General features: G+C 54.9%; 16 protein-coding genes. 9 read left to right on the forward strand and 7 right to left on the reverse strand.

The window, feature by feature from the left end; translation table 11 throughout:
- The first annotated feature begins 95 nt into the window (after window positions 1–95).
- Complete coding sequence (locus tag ABA45_RS04505) at window positions 96–845, forward strand: molybdopterin-synthase adenylyltransferase MoeB (RefSeq protein ID WP_048384488.1); 750 nt, start codon at window positions 96–98, stop codon at window positions 843–845.
- Between the two features lie 84 nt (window positions 846–929).
- Here ABA45_RS04505 and phrB read toward each other — a convergent pair whose 3' ends face one another.
- Window positions 930–2,396 (reverse strand): deoxyribodipyrimidine photo-lyase, encoded by a 1,467-nt coding sequence (gene phrB / locus ABA45_RS04510; protein WP_048384489.1) that lies wholly within the window; start codon window positions 2,394–2,396, stop codon window positions 930–932.
- Between the two features lie 166 nt (window positions 2,397–2,562).
- Here phrB and ABA45_RS04515 point away from each other — a divergent pair, with 166 nt between their 5' ends.
- The 8 genes from ABA45_RS04515 (at window position 2,563) to ABA45_RS04550 (ending at window position 13,301) form a co-directional block, all read left to right on the forward strand.
- On the forward strand, window positions 2,563–3,429 hold the full coding sequence (locus ABA45_RS04515) for a hypothetical protein (protein ID WP_198147052.1): 867 nt from the start codon (window positions 2,563–2,565) through the stop codon (window positions 3,427–3,429).
- A 119-nt stretch (window positions 3,430–3,548) separates the two neighbouring features.
- The gene (locus ABA45_RS04520; protein ID WP_227506124.1) at window positions 3,549–4,436 is read left to right on the forward strand and encodes a mechanosensitive ion channel family protein; all 888 of its coding nucleotides are present in this window, start codon (window positions 3,549–3,551) and stop codon (window positions 4,434–4,436) included.
- The gene (locus tag ABA45_RS04525; protein ID WP_227506125.1) at window positions 4,417–4,941 is read left to right on the forward strand and encodes an ATP-dependent zinc protease family protein; all 525 of its coding nucleotides are present in this window, start codon (window positions 4,417–4,419) and stop codon (window positions 4,939–4,941) included. Before ABA45_RS04520 ends, ABA45_RS04525 begins: the two co-directional genes overlap by 20 nt.
- A complete protein-coding gene (gene rimK, locus ABA45_RS04530) occupies window positions 4,938–5,843 on the forward strand; it encodes a 30S ribosomal protein S6--L-glutamate ligase (protein WP_048384490.1) in 906 nt (301 codons plus the stop codon). The genes ABA45_RS04525 and rimK overlap by 4 nt, the downstream gene beginning before the upstream one ends.
- Window positions 5,844–5,846: 3 nt before the next feature.
- Window positions 5,847–6,914 (forward strand): succinylglutamate desuccinylase/aspartoacylase family protein, encoded by a 1,068-nt coding sequence (locus tag ABA45_RS04535; protein ID WP_048384491.1) that lies wholly within the window; start codon window positions 5,847–5,849, stop codon window positions 6,912–6,914.
- Window positions 6,915–7,092: 178 nt separating this feature from the next.
- Window positions 7,093–8,922 carry a DUF1302 domain-containing protein gene (locus tag ABA45_RS04540; protein ID WP_048384492.1) on the forward strand — a complete coding sequence of 610 codons (1,830 nt, stop codon included), beginning with the start codon at window positions 7,093–7,095 and terminating at the stop codon, window positions 8,920–8,922.
- A gap of 33 nt (window positions 8,923–8,955) precedes the next feature.
- A complete protein-coding gene (locus tag ABA45_RS04545; protein ID WP_048384493.1) occupies window positions 8,956–10,317 on the forward strand; it encodes a DUF1329 domain-containing protein in 1,362 nt (453 codons plus the stop codon).
- A gap of 149 nt (window positions 10,318–10,466) precedes the next feature.
- On the forward strand, window positions 10,467–13,301 hold the full coding sequence (locus ABA45_RS04550; RefSeq protein WP_198147055.1) for a LuxR C-terminal-related transcriptional regulator: 2,835 nt from the start codon (window positions 10,467–10,469) through the stop codon (window positions 13,299–13,301).
- 63 nt (window positions 13,302–13,364) lie between these two features.
- On the opposite strand, the gene ABA45_RS04555 is transcribed toward ABA45_RS04550, so the two are convergent.
- The 6 genes from ABA45_RS04555 to coaE all read right to left on the reverse strand — a co-directional run bounded on the left by ABA45_RS04555 (window position 13,365) and on the right by coaE (window position 17,932).
- Complete coding sequence (locus tag ABA45_RS04555; RefSeq protein WP_048384495.1) at window positions 13,365–14,294, reverse strand: glucosaminidase domain-containing protein; 930 nt, start codon at window positions 14,292–14,294, stop codon at window positions 13,365–13,367.
- A 138-nt stretch (window positions 14,295–14,432) separates the two neighbouring features.
- Window positions 14,433–14,993 carry a YfaZ family outer membrane protein gene (locus tag ABA45_RS04560; protein WP_048384496.1) on the reverse strand — a complete coding sequence of 187 codons (561 nt, stop codon included), beginning with the start codon at window positions 14,991–14,993 and terminating at the stop codon, window positions 14,433–14,435.
- 214 nt (window positions 14,994–15,207) lie between these two features.
- Window positions 15,208–15,396 carry a DNA gyrase inhibitor YacG gene (yacG, locus tag ABA45_RS04565; RefSeq protein WP_048384497.1) on the reverse strand — a complete coding sequence of 63 codons (189 nt, stop codon included), beginning with the start codon at window positions 15,394–15,396 and terminating at the stop codon, window positions 15,208–15,210.
- Window positions 15,397–15,469: 73 nt separating this feature from the next.
- Complete coding sequence (gene tsaA / locus ABA45_RS04570) at window positions 15,470–16,237, reverse strand: tRNA (N6-threonylcarbamoyladenosine(37)-N6)-methyltransferase TrmO (RefSeq protein ID WP_048384498.1); 768 nt, start codon at window positions 16,235–16,237, stop codon at window positions 15,470–15,472.
- A gap of 5 nt (window positions 16,238–16,242) precedes the next feature.
- Window positions 16,243–17,352 (reverse strand): hypothetical protein, encoded by a 1,110-nt coding sequence (locus tag ABA45_RS04575; RefSeq protein WP_198147056.1) that lies wholly within the window; start codon window positions 17,350–17,352, stop codon window positions 16,243–16,245.
- Entirely contained in the window at window positions 17,324–17,932 is a 609-nt protein-coding gene (coaE, locus tag ABA45_RS04580) for a dephospho-CoA kinase (protein ID WP_048384499.1), read from the reverse strand. Before coaE ends, ABA45_RS04575 begins: the two co-directional genes overlap by 29 nt.
- Between the last annotated feature and the right edge of the window lie 24 nt (window positions 17,933–17,956).

The following is a 17,956-nucleotide window of genomic DNA, read 5'->3' on the forward strand; positions in this document are numbered from 1 at the left end:
GGGGACAGACTTCAAATCTGTCCCCGGTCTGCCTGGACATCCCACCCATGAGGACAGATTTCAAATCTGCCCTCGATCTGTCAACGGAGCCCTACATGCTAAGTGACGACGAGCTGTTACGTTACAGTCGCCAGATTCTAATGCCGAACTTTGACATTGCCGGCCAGCAGGCGCTGAAATCCGCGCGCGTCTTAATAGTTGGCTCCGGCGGCCTTGGCTGCCCCGTGGCGCTTTACCTTGGCGCGGCCGGGGTGGGTCACCTGACGCTGGTAGACGACGATCATATCGAAGTGGCCAATTTGCAGCGCCAAATTGCTTTTGAAACCGTCCAGCTCGGGGAATCCAAAGCCGAGCGCCTGGCCGATCGCATTCACGGTATAAACCCATTGATAACGGTAGACGTGATTCGCCAGCGGCTGGAGGGCGAAGATTTTGACGCCCCTGTGAAACAAGCAAGCCTTGTGTTGGATTGCTGTGACAACTTCAATACCCGCTTTGCCCTGAACCGAGCGTGCGTGAAAGCCGGCGTACCGCTGGTGTCTGGTGCGGCCATTCGTGGCGAAGGTCAGATCAGCGTGTACGACAGCCGTCAGCCACAGTCCCCTTGTTACCATTGCCTGTATCCTGAACAAGGTAATGAGGACCTGACCTGCTCCGAAGCCGGTGTAATAGCCCCACTGGTTGGCATGATCGGCGCTGCGCAGGCGATGGAAGCAATAAAAGTCATCAGCGGTGTGGGTAAAACTCTGGTAGGCCGCCTGTTGATCGTTGACGCCTGGAGCATGGAATGGCGCGAAATGAAGCTGGCCAAAGATCCGGCTTGCCCGGTGTGCAATAACAATTAGGGGACAGACTTCAAGTCTGTCCCCGGTTCTGCAGTCTACTGCCGGGGACGGATTTCAAATCCGTCCCCGGCTGCTCCCGGTCATTCAGTCCCTCAGCGCCTGAAACCGCGCAATCGCCTCTTTCCGGCTTTCTTTCAAATCCACAATGGGCCTGGGGTAGCCCCCGGGAATCACCCCGCCTTTACCAGGGTTGTGAATCCGCTTGCTGTCCAGTTTCGCCAATTCTGGCACCCAGTGGCGGATAAATTCGCCGTCTGTGTCAAAGCGTTCGCCCTGGGTCATCGGGTTGAATACCCGGAAGTAGGGCGACGCATCGGTGCCGGTAGACGCGCTCCACTGCCAGCCGCCGTTGTTCGAAGCCAGGTAACCATCCGCCAGCTTTGACATGAAATAAGCCTCGCCCCGGCGCCAGTCAATAAACAAATTTTTGGTCAAAAACATCGCTGCCACCATCCGTAGCCGGTTGTGCATCCAGCCGGTGGCATTGAGCTGACGCATGGCGGCGTCTACCATCGGGATGCCTGTTCTACCATTTTTCCAGGCTTCAAAATGCTCGTCGGCGGTGTTCCAGTGCAAGGCCTCGGTTTCGGGCTTGAACGCCCGGTGCATGCTTACCCGCGGGTAGTGGTAAAGAATGTGTATGTAAAAGTCGCGCCAGGCCAGCTCGGTCACCCAGGTAAAAAAACCTTCCTCGTTGTTGTTGGCTTTGCCAAAAGAGCTGCCCATAGACTCCTTTAGTTGCCACGCTGCCTGCACACACTGGCGGCCAGAAAGCGCGCCGATAGCCAGGTAAGGCGACAACTTGCTGGTGCCCTCAATCGCGGGAAAGTCGCGATCTTGTTTGTAATCACCCGCTCGCTCTTGCAAAAAGTTCTGTAGAGCAGCGTGGCCAGCGTTCTCCCCTGTGGTCACTAACGCCGGTGGTGCCTCGCCAAAAAGCATATCCACTTCTTTTTTCAGGATCACGCTGTTGCTGTTTTTAACGTCGGCGCCGGCCAACGCTTCGCCCACTTTTTTTGGCACGGCAAACAGCGTGGGTTGCTGTTCTTCCTGCCAGCTGCGCCAGCGCCGGGAAAATGGCGTGAACACCGAATAAGGCTGGCTTTGCTGGGTCAGTACTTCGCCTACCGGCACCGCGGCCTGGTCACGGTACTTGCTGACCTTAACGCCAAGCGTGTCGAACCGCGGCTTCAGGGCTTTGTCGCGGCGTCGTTCGCTTACACCGTATTCTTCGTTGAAGTGAACCTGGCTAATCTTGTGCTCGCGGCAAAATGCTTCCAGCGTACCCAGTGACTGCTCAAAGTCTGCGGCGCGCAAAAAACTCAGGGCAATGCCCAGTTTTGCCAGTTCCTGTGCCAGCGCATCGGCGTGGTCTAGCATCAGGTGCACCTTGGCCGCCGACCAGTCGTGGCTGAGCCACTGCTCCGTAGTGACAATAAAGCAGGCTTTAACCGGCTCGTCAGATGATTGCACAGCGCTCTGGCAGGCGGCAGCCAGGGCCGGATTGTCGGCGGCTCTGAGGTCGTTACGGAACCAGACCAGCTGAGTCATGGTGTCTCCTGAGTGTTGGCTAAAAGGGTTGTTCAGAGCTAGCCGTACGGGTAATTACACTGCGCGTAGCGACTAAAACAACGGGTTTATCTATTCGCTGCTATTGTGGTATTGGATTATAGTGAGCGCAACATGGCGGCTCAAAAAACAGGAAGATAACCGGCGTATGAAACAGCCCGCAGAGTGCTCTCTAAAGCATTCTCCACAGCATTCTGCAGCCGCTGATCAACGCTGGAAATCCAGCAGCGATGACGGCCTGTGGGCCAGCCCGTACACCCTGAAATCCGGTGAAACCCAGCACCACAGCTTGGGCCACTCGCAAATCTGGGTGACGTTGCTGGACATGGAATGGCAAATTCGTTCCCAGCAGGAAGAACAGCAGCAGGTGCCTAAAGACTGGAAACTGGTGACCGGCCACTCACTGCCATCGTCAGACATTCCAGTGCAGCGGTTCATCCGTAACGGCGATGCCGAAATGGTGACCTATGTTCCTGCCATGGCGGACCGCCCAACGGTTATTAGGCCTTACCAGCCGCTCACCATAGCGGCCGAAGGGCAGTGCATTATCTATGTCGGCACAGCCCTTTGGATGAACGTGTGCATCGGCCCCAAACAGCTGTTGGTGGCAAGCATACCGCTGTCGGAACCGTCGTTGACTTGGGTCGGTAGCAACACCATGGAAGGCGAACTGTGTTATTCCGCCCAAAGCTACGCCCGCCTGGCGTTAGAGGCGGTGCCCAAGCGCCCCTGGCGCGCTGTTACCCCGGTTAACATCCACAACCGGCGGCCGCAGCCTTTGTTAGTAGAGCGCTTCAATCTGCCTACCCAGCTGTTATCGATTCACCGCAATCACCTTGGCCAGCTGTGGACGCCGGGGGTGAATGTGGAAGTAGACACCGATGTGAACGCCGCCAGCATGCGGGTAGACCCGTCGCCTCCGCCGGCTGCCGGCCCCTGCGAGCCCCTGGGCCCGGCCCGGGAGCAAGTCAGCCGCGGGCGCTTTGTGCGCACCCTGGACCGGATATTCGGTTGACCTTTTATTTAGCTGATTTTCCATTTGATTGAACTTGGGTTTGCGTGGTCCTCTATCCGACTGATCTTCTGTTCGGGTGGCTTTTTATTTGATGGGTACAAGCCGGGAGTAAACGTACTGTGTTGGATCAACTAAAACACATGGCTGCCAGCGTCGTTGATGGCATTGCCTGGGGCCAATGGTTCAGTTCGCTGTTCCTGTTTGGCTTAGGCCTGTTATTGGCTACGTTTGCAGCCCGCAGTGTCAGCCGATTTATGGCCAAACGTGCTTCGCGCCATCACACGGTAATGCTAAAGCGCTTGGTGTTTTATGTCATTGTCGTGATTTTTGCGGTGGCCGCCCTGCGTGAAGCGGGGTTTTCGCTGGATGTGGTGCTGGGCGCAGCCGGTATTTTAACCGTAGCCATCGGTTTTGCCTCGCAAACATCGGCTTCCAACATGATCAGCGGATTGTTTTTGCTGGTGGAAAAACCGTTTGAAATTGGCGACGTAATCGAAGCCGACGCCACCATTGGCGAGGTGGTCAGTATTGACATGCTGAGTGTAAAACTGCGCACGCCAGACAACCTTTATGTTCGCATTCCCAATGAAACTCTGATCAAAACCAAGGTGGTTAATCGTTTCCGCTTTCCCATTCGCCGGCTCGACCTGACGGTTGGCATTGCTTACGCTGAAGACGTAGAACGGGTAGAAAAACTGCTCTTGGCACTGGCAGAAAAGCACCCAACCTGCCTGAAAGAGCCGAACCCATTCGTGTTGGTGACCGGGTTTGGTCAGTCGTCGGTAGACGTGCAGTTTTCATTCTGGGTACCCAGGGAAAAACTGGAGGCCAGTCGCAGCAGTATGATGATTGCAGTTAAAAAAATGCTCGACCGGGAAAAAGTTGAAATTCCCTTTCCCCACACCAGCATATACGCAGGTAGCCATTCAGAACCTTTCCGTGTGCAGCTGATGGCACCGCAAAATTTGCCAGACAAGGAACAGCCAGATGTCCAAAAAGACAGCTGACGGCTTAACGCCCGTCAACGGTTCCACAATCGCTGGGGGCTCTACAACTGCTGACGATTTTTCAAAAGTGCGCCTGGGTTGGCGCGAATGGGTGGCTCTGCCCGAGTTGGGCATTGGCCTGATTAAAGCCAAGGTGGACACCGGTGCGCGTACATCGTGCCTGCACACCTTTCGCACCGAGCCCTACACTGAAAATGGCGAGCGCCGGGTAAAGTTTTGGGTGCACCCGACACAGAATGACCTGCAAGAGGTGATTGAGTGCGACGCGCGGGTGCTGGATGAACGCAACGTGTCCGACTCCGGCGGCCACAAAGAATTACGGCTGGTGGTTGAAACCAACTTAGTGGTGGGCGACCAAAGCTGGCCCATAGAAATGACACTGACCAACCGGGACTCCATGCGTTTTCGCATGTTGATTGGCCGTACCGCTATGGCGGGCTGGGCCACCGTTTTCCCGGAAGCATCTTATTTGGCCGGGCAACCGGTATTGAGGAACGAATCATGAAAATTGCCGTGCTATCCCGTAACCGAAAATTGTATTCCACCCGCCGGCTGGTGGAGGAAGGAGTCAACCGCGGCCACGAGGTGCGTGTCATTGACTGCCTACACTGTTCCATGAACATTACCTCGGCAAATCCTGCGATTCATTATCACCAGCAAGTGCTGGAAGATTTTGACGTGGTTATTCCGCGTATCGGTGCGTCAGTCACCTTCTACGGCACAGCGGTATTGCGTCAGTTTGAAATGATGGGCACGTTTCCAGTCAACGAATCGGTCGCCATTACCCGCTCCCGCGACAAACTGCGCTCGCTGCAGTTGTTAGCCCGCAAAGGCGTTGGCATGCCCGTAACCGGTTTTGCCAACAAGCCCGATAGCGTTCCTGATCTGCTAAAAATGGTGGGTGGCGCCCCGGTGGTTATCAAATTGCTGCAAGGTACCCAAGGCATTGGCGTGGTGCTGGCGGAAACACGCACCGCTGCGGAAAGCGTTATTGAAGCGTTTATGGGTTTAAAAGCCGACATACTGGTGCAGGAATTTATCAAGGAAGCCGGCGGCGCCGACATTCGCTGTTTTGTCATAGGCGACAAAGTCATCGCCGCCATGAAACGCCAGGGTGCTGACGGTGAATTCCGTTCTAATTTACACCGCGGCGGCACTGCCTCGTTGATTCGCATTACGCCGGACGAGCGCCGCACCGCGATTACCGCGGCCAAGGCCATGGGCCTGAACGTGGCGGGTGTAGACCTGCTGCGCTCGTCCCGTGGGCCGTTGGTGATGGAAGTAAACTCCTCGCCAGGGCTTGAGGGCATTGAAAATGCTACAGGTAAAAACGTCGCCGGTTTGATCATGAGCTGGATTGAAAAAAATCAGGCCCCCAGTCGCACAAAAACCCGGGGCAGAGGATAACCGATGGCACGAGCTCCCTTTGAAATTGCCGGCATTGAGGTTCAGCCGGGCACCCGCCAGACCATAGAAGTTCAGGTGGCTAAGCTGTACACCCACACGCCCTTGCACATTCCGGTGGAAATTGTGCATGGCCGCCGTGATGGCCCGGTACTGATGGTGTGTGGCGCCATTCACGGCGATGAAATCAACGGCGTGGAAATTGTGCGCCGGGTACTCATCAACACTGCGCTGCGGAATTTGCGCGGCACTTTGGTTGCTGTGCCTATTGTCAATATCTTCGGCTTTGTGCAGCGCACCCGCTACCTGCCAGATCGACGTGACTTGAACCGCTGTTTTCCCGGCAGCGAAAGTGGCTCTTTGGGTGGGCGTATTGCGTACTTATTGCGCACCCAGGTTATGGAACATGTTACCCACATTATTGACCTGCACACCGGTGCCATACATCGGTTTAACCTGCCGCAGATTCGTGCCGAGCTGAAAAGCCCTGAAACAGCCCGCATGGCCGAAGCGTTTGCTGCACCGATTATTATAAACGCCGGCCTGCGCGAGGGCAGTCTGCGCGCCTACGCCGATTCACAGAACATTCCAGTGATTACCTATGAGGGCGGCGAAGCCTTGCGCTTCGACGAAGTTGTCATCGCCAGCGGTGTTAAAGGTGTGATGCGGGTAATGCGGGAGTTGAAAATGACACCGGCCAAAAAGAGTGTAAAGCCGCTTCGCAAACGCTCTGAGGTTGCAGCCAGTTCCCAGTGGGTAAGGGCCGATATAGACGGCATCATGCGCCCAGTGGCCAAACTGGGGCAAAAAATCAGAAAAGGCCAAAAGCTAGCGATGGTTGCTGACCCTTTCGGGGCCTCGGAAACCGCTATCATCTCCCCCTGTTCCGGCATTGTGATTTGCGTGAATAACCTGCCGCTGGTGAACGAAGGCGAGGCGATTTATCACATTGCCCGTTTCGACGAACTCGGCGAAGCAGAAAAAGCCATGGACTATTTCCGCGACAGCATGGAATCGGAAGTCAGCGAAGCGGTATTGCCGGTTCACCCCTGGGATGAACTGCAGAAACAATAATGCCCTCCATTGCGGGTAGGTTGACTATGGTCGGATTAAGCAAGCCCGTGCCCACGAAGTGGGGATGAAAGTAAAAATCATACTTTTGACTGATAAGAACTAGAGAGAGCGTTGGTATAATCTGACAGTGAAAGTTCTATAACAGCAAGAACACAATAATAAAGGGAGTAGTCTTCCAATGATAAAAAACCAACACGCACCGCGTACCTGGAAGAGATTGCCGCTGGCGATTGCCATCGCGGCCGGTTTTTCCGGTTATGCCTCAGCTTATTCTTTTGATTCTGAAAAACTGGGTGGCGTAGAAGCTCAGTTCAATACCACATTGTCTGCCGGGGCTACCTGGCGTACCGAGAACCGTGATAAGGGCCTGGTGGGCCTTGGTAACGGGGGCACGGCTTCCTCGACCAACTACGACGACGGCAACCTGAATTTCGACAAGGGCGATACGGTTTCCAAGCTTGTTAAAGGCAACAGTGAACTCTTCCTCAGCTACGATGTGGACAGCAGCGTGCTCACCCGTGTGGGTGCGCTGGTTCGTGGCCGCTACTGGTACGATTTTGAATTAAAAGACGAGAACCGCCGGTTTAAGCCATTGAGCTCGGATGGCAGCGACAACGCCTCCGGCGGTGAAATTTTGGATGCCTATATTTTCACTGACTGGTACCTCGGAAATGTTCCCGTGAGCGCGCGCTACGGCAACCAGGTGGTTAGTTGGGGTGAGAGTACATTTATTCCCGGTGGCATTAATACCATTAACCCTATCGACGTGAACGCTTTTCGTGCGCCGGGCGCTGAGCTAAAAGATGCGCTGTTACCGGTAGAAATGTTCTACATTTCTGCGGGTATTACTGAAAACGTCACCATTGAAGGTTTTGTTCAAACCGATTGGGAAAAAGTCCGCACAGATGATTGCGGTACTTTCTTCTCTACAGTGGATTTTGTGGCTGATGGTTGTGGGCCAGTTTATCTCGCTGGCCAGACTACTGAGGTGAACAGCGCAGCTTTAGGGGCTGTTTCACAACGAATAGGCGATCGTGAAGCCGACAGTAAAGATCAGTTCGGTGTGGCTTTGCGCTGGTATGTACCGGCTTTAAACGATTCTGAAATTGGTCTCTACTACATCAAGTATAATAGTCGTTTGCCTTACGTTAGCGGTATTGTGAGAACTGGGGGGGCAGTGACTACTCCAACCGTTTTTATTGAATATCCTGAAAATATTGACCTTTACGGCATCAGTATCAACACGACAATACCGGGTGGCTGGTCGCTGGGTGCCGAGTACAGCTTCCGCAAAGACTTGCCTGTCCAGTGGAACGCGTTTGAACTTCTCCTCGCAGGGAATGAGTCTGGAGTCAGCCTGCTGGAACAGAGAACACGCGAAAGATTGGATTTATCCAGCAGCGATTCTCTTGCGGGTTTGACTGCTCCAGGCTTTGATCGTTATGACGTGTCCCAGGCTCAGTTCACTCTGATAAAATTCTTTGACCAAGTCATGGGCGCCAGTCGTCTGTCGCTGATCAACGAAGTAGGGGCCACGTACGTTCATGATTTGCTAGGTAACGACAAGGCACGTTATGGCCGGTCTGGCGCTTTTGGCGTCGGACCAACTTTAGTCGATACAAATTCACCACTGGGTGTTGTGGATTTATGCGGCACGAATCCTTTAAGAGGCCCCTTAAACCTCAACACTGCCTACTGCGAAAACGAGGGCTTCACCACGGACTTCTCTTGGGGCTATCGCACCCGCCTGGTATGGGATTACCTGGACGCATTCTCTGGCGTAAACCTGTTCCCACGCTTGGCTTGGAGTCACGATGTGAAAGGCTACGCCCCGCAACCCGGTGGCGCGTTTAACGAAGGCAACAAGTCTATTGGTTTGGGCCTGGAAGCGGTATATCAGAACAAGATCAGTGCTGATGTCAGCTACACAAACTATTTCGGTGGCAAACCCTATAACGATTTCAGAGACCGCGATTTCATCAGCGCGAGCGTTTCCTACTCGTTCTAATCCGTCTCTTATTCGTTTAGCGAGGTATTATTTATGAAATTGAACAACAAAATACTGACCACCGGGATTCTTGCGGCATCGCTTTTCAGTATGAACGCATTTGCCGCGGTGTCAGAAAGCGAAGCCGCCAAATTGGGCGATTCGTTGACCATGATGGGTGCCGAGCAAGCTGGCAATGGCGGCGCTATTCCCGCCTTTGAGGGTGGCTTGACCACTCCGCCGGCTGGCTACATGAATGATGGCATTTACGTGAACCCGTTCCCGTCAGATACGCCAGAATTCACCATCAATCGCAGCAACGTCGATCAGTACCGCGCTAATTTGTCACCGGGTCAGGTGGCGATGATTGAAAAGTACGACAACTTCGTGATGCCGGTGTACCAAACTCGTCGCACCATGGCGTACCCGCAAGCCGTGCAGGAGCAAACCCGCGCGAATGCCACCACGGTGACCTTGAAAGAAGGCGGTTCTGGGCTGGAAAATTATCAGGCTGGCACGCCTTTCCCGATGCCACAAACTGGTCTGGAAGTTTACTGGAACCATATTACCCGTTACCGCGGCGGCTCGGTGCTGCGTAACATTGGTCAGGTAACACCCACAGAAAGCGGCGATTTCAGCGTAGTGCGGTTTCAGGAAGAGTTGACTTACCGTACTTTCCTGGAAGACGCCAATCAGAACCCCGATCCCAACGTGCTGTTTTACTTTAAACAGGCCATTGTGGGCCCGGCTCGGCTGGCAGGTAACGTGCTGCTGGTACACGAAACCATCGACCAGATCGCCGAACCCCGCCGTGCGTGGATTTACAACGCTGGACAGCGTCGTGTTCGCCGTGCGCCTCAGGTCGCGTATGACGGCCCGGGCACCGCGGCCGACGGTATGCGTACCTCAGATAACCTGGATATGATGAACGGCGCTCCAGACCGCTACAACTGGGAGCTGGTGGGCAAAAAAGAAATGTACATTCCGTACAATTCTTACAAGCTGCTCGATCGTGATGTCAAGTACACCGATATCGTGCGGCCTGGCCACATGAACCAAGAGCTGACCCGTTACGAACTGCACCGGGTATGGCATGTGCGCGCTACTTTGAAGGAAGGTGAACGCCACATATATGCCAAGCGTGACATCTACTTTAACGAAGATTCCTGGCAGGCAGCGGTGATTGACCAGTACGACGGACGTGGCGAGTTGTGGAGGGTTTCAGAAGCCCACGCTGTTCAGTTCTACGATCGCGATGTGCCCTGGTACGCTGTGGAAGCCATCTACGATGTGCTTTCTGGCCGCTACCTGGTGCTGGGCCTGACTAACGAAGAAGCCAATCCGTACGAATTCGGCATTCAACGGCAGTCTCGTGACTACACTCCGGCCGCGCTGCGCAGGTCTGGTGTACGCTAATCCTGAAGGCAGTAGATGGTAGAAAGCACCTTGTAGAAAGTACTTTTTAAATAGAAAGTACCGGAAATAAAAAGGCGGGCCTTGGTGCCCGCCTTTTTTATGTTAATCTGCGCTGTACCTTAATCGCGGCCGCTAAGCCGACGATTATAATGCCACTTTTGGAATTTTCCGGTCAGTGCAGGGCTTTTGTTCGCCACGCGCCGGTATCGACGGGGCAGTGCGTGAAACAAGTTGAAAAGGGTAAAGCCGCAAACGACGAATTCCAGACCGCTAACAGCGCGCTTCAGCGCGGCGAGCGGGTACGTGAGCTTTTGCAGCAGCGGGTGAAACTACCATTTGATGAAAAACACCTGCAAGGTTTGTTGGTTCGGCCAGAGTTAAATCAGCTGTTGATGGGCAGTGTGGTGCCTGCCGGACTGTTAAACATTTACGGCCCTTGTGGCTATGGCAAATCGGCCGCTGCCACGCAGGCGTTGTTGGCGTCTGATTTTTCCTTCGCTCGTATCCGCTGGGTAACTCTGAGCGCCCAAGATAACGCTCCCGAGCGTTTTTTAATGCTCTTGGCGGTAGTGCTGAATCAGCCGGAACCTTTACACAGCGGCGCATTTGCCGACGGCTTGCAGTGGTTGCTGGCAGCCACAGAGCGGCCCGATTCGGCCAGACTTCTGCCTCAAGTGCTGGTGCTGGACAATCTGGATGCAATCAGCAATCCGGCGGCCTTGGCACTATTGCAACAATTGGTGGATAACCTGCCAGCTCAACTGTGCTTGCTTGGCATATCCCGCGGCCCGCTGGCTATCAGCACCCATTCGCTGGAGCTGCAAAACCGGTTTAACAGCCTCGGCCCGGATAAACTAGAATTCAGTCGCAGTGAAGTGTTTGAATTTTTCGCCAGCGAATTGCAGCAACAGACATTGACTACCGTTTCGGTCGACAATCTTTACAGCCTCACTGAAGGCTGGCCAACGCCTCTAGCGCTGTACCGTGGTGAGTTGCGCAGTAGCCGCGAGCGTAAAGCCTTGCAAGACACCGCAAGTATTCAGCGATTTCTGGCGGATGCCGTTTTGGGCCATTACACAAACGCGCAGCTGTTGGCGCTGCGTGCACTGGCCGAACTTGATGTGTTTTCTGACGATCTATTCGCATCGCTGGCGGATACCACGACCGAATTAGCCTTATCACCTTCACAAACAGCGCTCGCGCAGGCAACGCCTACACCAGTAACACTCTCTCAGTTGGTGCCCTCACAGGCGGTCGAACGCGGCTTGCCTGCAAAGCTTATGGCCGGGCGTGGCCGCTGGTACCGGCTGAATCCTCTGCTGCTGGACTGGTTGCAAACGCCGGTGTTGAACGGCGGTGCTCAGCGCATGCTGCGGGTGAGTGAGTGGTTCGCCCAGCGCCGTCAGTACTCAGAAGGCTTGAAATACGCTCTGATGTCTGCGGACGTGGGACAGATCCGGCGTATGGCAGCGGAAGGCTCCGAGGCTCTTCTTCTGGGGCAAGACACCGCATCATTGCTACGCCTCAGGTGTAGCCTGCCGGCACCCGCACTGGCCGCCAATCCACGGCTGCGGTTGGTTTTTGGTTGGGTACATGCCATTGGCGGGCAATGTCGCCAGGCAACAGAGCTGATTGAACACTTGGGTAAGGTGGGAACACACGACATTCCGCTGGGGCGTATTCAGGCCCTACAGGCGTTTATTGCTCGCGGCCAGGGCCAGGTAGAACCGGCTCTGGTGCTGGCCGAAGCTGCTCTTGAAGATTCGGAGTTATCCATTCAGGGCCAACTGGTTACTCAGCTGGTGCGATCCAGCGCCTTGTGTGCCCTCGGCCGTTTCGCCGATGCTCGCCAGGCCAGCCGCGAAGCCGCACGCCTGGCACGACAGGCTGGCGATACCGGCTCCGAGGCCTTGGCGGTTTACGCCCATGCCCGCATCGAACTGAGTAAAGGCGAGCTTCGCCACACCGAACATCTGCTGCGCAGCAGTCTGGATACGGCCATGCAAGAGTTGGCGCGGCCGGCGCGGGTCGGGGAAATCCGGCTACAGCTGAATCTCGCGCTGGTGTTATGGCACCAGGGTAGATATCAGGATGTAGACCGGGTTTTGGCCGTGTGCACCCGGCAGGCCGAACAAACCCGAGATCTGGGCCTGTTAATGGCTATGTGTTTGCGGGTACTTATCTGCCGCAGCCAGAGCCATTTTGACGAAGCCTTTGCCTGGATTGCCCGCGCAGAACGCACCATGCAGTCATGGCAGGTAGACGGTGAACTTTATGTGCCGGTATTGGAAGCATTAAAGGCATCGTGCTGGCTGGGCCAGCGCGAGACCGACAGGGCAGCCCAGGCGATGGCCAAAATAGTGCCTTATCGCCAAGCTGGCTATTCACCGGAACTCTTCCCCACCATGCCGGGGCTGATGGACTGCCTGCAAGTGCGCATTGCCATGGCCCGCGGCGAGTATGGCGCGGCCAGAACCCAGTTGAGTGGCTTGCGTGCTGGCTACCGCGATTCCGTGCCCATGGGTGTAGACATGCACATGAGCCTGTTAGACGTTGCGCTGCTTGCCCGGGAAAAAAGTCCTGCCCAAGCCGTCAAGCGCCTGGTCAGTATTGTTGAGTTGGCGGCCAAAGAGCATTTCATCAGTCCGTTTACCGAGCTCAAACAAGAACTTGAGCCACTGTTACGGCAAACGTCTGATCAGCTTCCAACCGGTGTTTTCAGCGATGCTTTGGTAAAGCTGTTTGGTATCAAGGCAGCGACGAGTGCGACGAGGGTAATTGTGCCTCTTGCTGAGCCTATCAGTGAACGGGAAAAAGGCGTGTTGGAATGCATTGCCCGTGGCCTGTCTAATCAGGAAGTTGCAGACAAACTGCACATTTCACTGCACACCGTTAAAACCCACGCGCGCCGAATAAACGCCAAGCTGGGTGTTAAATCCCGCACCCAAGCCATTGTCCGGGCCCGCGAACTGGGCGTGCTTTAGCCAGCCATGCTTTGAGAAAACAGCTACTTGGAGATAACAACGGTTTCTAGCTAAAGACCGCCTTTAACGTGGCAGCAGCTCGTCAACAGAGCTGGCACTGGCCAATTGTTGTAGATGAGCCGGGTTTTGATCTTGCAAGATTTCGGCAAACGCCTGATCGTACACGGCCAGATCGTTATGGCTGATCATTTCCGTTATCTCGTCGATGTACTCGTCACCACGCTCGGAGTAAAGTTCTAACCCGGCAGCCAGCCCCTTGCCAGACAGCGGTTCCTGTTGTTTGCGATCGGTTAGGCGAATATCCCGCAATGTTTGATAGGCAGGGTGGCGGTTCAGGTTCTCTATATAGGCCCGTATCGAACGATATGGCGAAGAAAACTTGGCCACCTCGTGGCTGGCGCCCGATACCCGACTAAGCGGCACCAGGCCGCAGCCAGCGGTAAAACACCATTGGCCGAACAGATTGTTACCTTCCACCGCAAAGCGCGACGTGCCCCAAGCGGACTCGTTAGCCGCCTGGGCCATAATCAGCGACGGCGGTATTACGTCCAGGCGTCTTTTTAACTTGGCAATCTGGGCCTTGCCCACTGGCGTGAGGTCGACCCGTAGGCGTTTGGCTTCGTTTTTCAGCCATTGTTTTTCTTTGCCGGAAAGCTGGGATTTTGCAGCCAAAGCGTCCAAGTACTCACGTTCCAGCAAAATGCGGCTGTTTGCCAGCACAATGCGTGGGAACAGAAATTCAAAAAAAGCGGCTTTTTTTTCGTCAGTATCCGCGTAGCTAGAAAAATCGGGCAAGGGCGCATTGGCCCAGCCGGGTAGCGCCGGTAGCGTGGCAAACTGAAATTCCTCGCCGGCACTGTCACGGCTGCTGAGTGCGCTTGGCGAAGGTTTATAAAATGCTCCAAACAAAGCGCCGGCAAGCAGTAATAGAATAAACGCCAAAGCATGACGTTTTTGGGCAGCGGGGGAAGGTGCGCCTGTGTTGACTGACATATCACCTCTAGGCTTGATAATAACCTTATGGGTTACTGTGATTGAGTGATCAAAATAACAGCAGCTCAGACAATATACAAAAATCCCCGAGCCGCAGTGCGCGGGCCGGGGATTTTTACAGGCTCGGCAGAAAATTGATCAGAAGTACAATTTCATACCGGCCATAACGCCTTCATCCAGGTTCAGATCGCTGCGACCATCCAAATCTGTGTTCAGGTAGCGGTAACCGGCAAACAGCTCTGCGTTACGAATCACACGGTAACTAACACGGGCTTCAAGGCTGGTCATGTCATCGGAATCGCCAAACGCCAGAATGCTGGGGGCATAGTGTAGGCCGCCAGTCACTGACAAACCCGGTATATCGGGAATGTTCACGGTTGCATAGCCGCCCAGCGCCAAAGCGCCGCCGTCGATCCGGTCTTCGTCCCAACCGATCAGGCGCATACCAAGGCCTGCAGTGGTCGGCAGATTACCAAGGGCCGTGCGGCCTTGGGCGTGAAAATCGACGTTGCCGATGTGGCGGCTGCCTTCGTGGTAGGTATAACCGGCGCCCAGTTGCATGTCGTCGCGGCTGTCAAAGAAGTTCACCTGTGCTTTTACGGATTCTGCGGTCAAGCTTACATCAACGTCGCTGGCCAGCGCAGGCGCTGCGCCTATAGCAAGTGATAGGGCTATCAGGGGAATACGGGAGGCTTTCATAATGCTACCTTATTGGTAATGAACGGATCATGAACGAGCGTGGAAGCTGCCGGCAATGGCGGAAGGTTCTGTAGGTAATGGTAAAGCGCGCGCCGGAAACCCACAACTTAAAAGCCCGTAACCGCTAGGTATAAACGGTCAGCACAATCCGCATTTTTTTGCGGCTGATTTTAAGACGTCTAAACATAGACGAAAACGGGTATAAATCGAGCGCTCAGTGCTGGGTGTCGTCTGCCAACTGGTCCAGGTCTTCCGAGCTTACATTCTGTGCCGGTACTCGGTACTCCTCATTGGCCCATGCGCCCAGGTCAATCAACTTGCAGCGGTGCGAACAGAATGGGCGCTCTGGATTGGCATCGGTCCATTCCACGGCTTTATGGCAGGTGGGGCATTCAACGTTCATGGCAACCTATAGAATCATGGGTGAGAGAAATCTATCTAATCCTTTATAAAATAAGAAACCGTGCGAAAGCAGTCTAACAAACTGTCAGCACTTCCACACGGCTGCCTGTTTCGTCGGTTACAAACCGGAAACGCACATTGACATCGTACAGATGCGCGCCGTAAATCCGTTCTTCTTCGCGGCCGCGACGAAACGAAGGCCGCGGATCGTAACTCACCACATCTTCAATCAGCGCGGCGAAATTCGGATATTTTTGTAGGGAGCTCTTTGAAGAAGGCCCTGCACAAAGCTCGCCCAGTTGCTGTCGTGCCTCGGGCAAGAACACCACCGGCAAGCGCTCCAGCGGTGCCTCCTCGGCCCAACCCAGATGCGCGTCGCTTATCGCGTCTGCAAATGGTAGATACGGTTTGATGTCCAGAATGGGCGTGCCTTCAATCAAATCGTGATCGCTGATTTGTAACACCAGCTTGCCTTGCTTACGCACCAGCCCGCGGTTACGCACTGCCGAAAGCCCCAGGCTGTTGGGGCGAAACGGCGAACGGCTGGCAAACACCCCAATCTTGCGGTTGCCTCCCAAACGGGGTGGCCGCACCACCGGCCGCCACTCGGCTCGCACTGCCTGATGAAACTGAAACGTCAGCCATAAATGGCTGGCGCTCTCCAAACCGCGAAAAGCGTCCTCGCGGTCAAACGGCGGCTGAATCAATAAGTCGGCGTGGGCATGGCGGGTTAAGCCCGGCTGCCGCGGCACGCCGAACTTGTCGGCAAAGCAGGAGCGAGCGATGGCAATCGGAGTCAGAGTCAGTGCTTCAGTAGCATCTTTTTCGTTATGGCGAGGCATAAGGGTTAGTTGCGCCGAACAATGTTGCCAGAAAAATACATCTCCAGCCGTAAAATCAGCGAGCTATCGTCTTTAAACGAATTTTCTCGTGCAAACTGCAGTGCAGGAATAATCTCTCCGAACAACCAATCGCCGTACATACGATAACGCCAGGTAATGTCGGCAAAGGCTTCCGTGGTCCGCCAACTGGGCTGGCTTTCACCCAGTACACCAATACGGGGCGTAAGCACCGCACGGTTATTCATCCGTTTGCTTACACTGAACACTTGGGCCGCTACAAACTCCCGGTCACTGTGCACCCACTCCAGCTCGGATGAGTTTATAAACTCCCAGCCCTTACCTAAATCGTGCCGCGCCTCAAACCAGCTGCGCGAACCCCAGCCGTTTTGATGGTAATAATAAAAACGCTGTTGAGCCAGCAAACCCCAGTCGCTAGATGGCCGCCAGTTCTTGCGCACTGTGGCGCGCCAGAAAGCATCGGGGGGTAAGTGCAGGCGCGCGCCAAAATCATTGGAGAAATTAATCGAGTTACCCACCTGGCCCAAAAACCGGAGGGCACCCGTGGTTCCGGTTGAAGAGCGTTCCGGTTCCGTAAGCTGACGGTCGCGCTGTCGCTCTGCGAGCGGAATCAGCTCTTCGCTTTCGCTTTCAATGACCAGTCTTAGCTTTTTGCGGGCGGTGGGTATGTCCAACCGAAAGCGCGCCTCTGGCTCAAAATTCAGCACGGTACCGGCACGGGTTTCGGTGGCAAAGCTTAGGCGCAAATAACTTTCGTTCAACGGCAGGCTATGACTTTCGCCGGACAGGGTTCGGTCTGCCCACTGCCCCAGCTGTCCCATACGCTCCCCCTGGGTGCGCTCCTGCAACAGCACCCAGTTGCTGAAGTTCAGCCAATAAGAGTCTTCCGGCTCGGCCCAGTAGTCTTCTGGGGCGAAGTCGTAAAAGTTGCTGGGTAACGCCTGCGGGGCAAGGTGCTGGGGAATAGATCGTTGGTGAAATTGTATTGAGGGTTCCAGCGCATAGGCTGAGGGCGCTGTAAGTACTAAAGCAACAGTAAAGAAACCAGCACCAAATACTTGGCACCGGTTAATGGCCAAATTCCACCAGCAGCGCATTGTGGGCGTCTCGCACCTGTTGGCGCACGTTGTCTTTGGTGCCGCCGTTATCAATAATCAGGTCGGCCTTTTCAAGCCGCTGCTGGCGCGGAATCTGTGCGGCAATAATGCGTTCAACCTGGTCCCGCGGGTTGTTGTCCCGCGCCATGGTGCGCTGTATTTGAACGCTCTCTGGGCTGTCTATAACAATTACTCGCTCTGTCATGGTGTGCTGAACCGTTTCAAACAGCAGCGGCGACACGAGCAATACGTAGGGCAAGTTGTAGTCGTCGGGCTTTAACTGGCGTTCCAAATCCGCGTGGATGATGGGATGTATTAACGCTTCCAGCCACCGACGCTCGTCGGCGTTGTCAAACACCAGCTTACGCAAAGCTGCGCGATTCAGCGCGCCACCAGACATCAGAATGTCGTGACCAAAATGCTCGGCAATCAGCTCCAGCGCTCGGGTGCCGGGTTCTACCGCCTGGCGGGCGACATCGTCTGCGTCTATCCAATGCACGCCAAAGGCGCCAAAGAGGCTGGCAACCATCGATTTTCCCGATCCAATACCACCGGTCAGCCCCACAATTTTGGGTGCCATACGCGCGCATACTCCTTTTGTAAC

The sequence above is a fragment of the Marinobacter psychrophilus genome, from assembly GCF_001043175.1.
GTDB lineage: Bacteria > Pseudomonadota > Gammaproteobacteria > Pseudomonadales > Oleiphilaceae > Marinobacter > Marinobacter psychrophilus.

Excerpts from the sequence above, each read along its gene's own strand:
- ABA45_RS04505 (WP_048384488.1), top strand. The coding sequence starts at position 96 with ATGCTAAGTGACGACGAGCTGTTACGTTACAGTCGCCAGATTCTAATG.
- phrB (WP_048384489.1), bottom strand. The coding sequence starts at position 2,396 with ATGACTCAGCTGGTCTGGTTCCGTAACGACCTCAGAGCCGCCGACAAT.
- ABA45_RS04515 (WP_198147052.1), top strand. The coding sequence starts at position 2,563 with ATGAAACAGCCCGCAGAGTGCTCTCTAAAGCATTCTCCACAGCATTCT.
- ABA45_RS04525 (WP_227506125.1), top strand. The coding sequence starts at position 4,417 with ATGTCCAAAAAGACAGCTGACGGCTTAACGCCCGTCAACGGTTCCACA.
- rimK (WP_048384490.1), top strand. The coding sequence starts at position 4,938 with ATGAAAATTGCCGTGCTATCCCGTAACCGAAAATTGTATTCCACCCGC.
- ABA45_RS04535 (WP_048384491.1), top strand. The coding sequence starts at position 5,847 with ATGGCACGAGCTCCCTTTGAAATTGCCGGCATTGAGGTTCAGCCGGGC.
- ABA45_RS04540 (WP_048384492.1), top strand. The coding sequence starts at position 7,093 with ATGATAAAAAACCAACACGCACCGCGTACCTGGAAGAGATTGCCGCTG.
- ABA45_RS04545 (WP_048384493.1), top strand. The coding sequence starts at position 8,956 with ATGAAATTGAACAACAAAATACTGACCACCGGGATTCTTGCGGCATCG.
- ABA45_RS04550 (WP_198147055.1), top strand. The coding sequence starts at position 10,467 with ATGCCACTTTTGGAATTTTCCGGTCAGTGCAGGGCTTTTGTTCGCCAC.
- ABA45_RS04555 (WP_048384495.1), bottom strand. The coding sequence starts at position 14,294 with ATGTCAGTCAACACAGGCGCACCTTCCCCCGCTGCCCAAAAACGTCAT.
- ABA45_RS04560 (WP_048384496.1), bottom strand. The coding sequence starts at position 14,993 with ATGAAAGCCTCCCGTATTCCCCTGATAGCCCTATCACTTGCTATAGGC.
- yacG (WP_048384497.1), bottom strand. The coding sequence starts at position 15,396 with ATGAACGTTGAATGCCCCACCTGCCATAAAGCCGTGGAATGGACCGAT.
- tsaA (WP_048384498.1), bottom strand. The coding sequence starts at position 16,237 with ATGCCTCGCCATAACGAAAAAGATGCTACTGAAGCACTGACTCTGACT.
- ABA45_RS04575 (WP_198147056.1), bottom strand. The coding sequence starts at position 17,352 with ATGCGCTGCTGGTGGAATTTGGCCATTAACCGGTGCCAAGTATTTGGT.
- coaE (WP_048384499.1), bottom strand. The coding sequence starts at position 17,932 with ATGGCACCCAAAATTGTGGGGCTGACCGGTGGTATTGGATCGGGAAAA.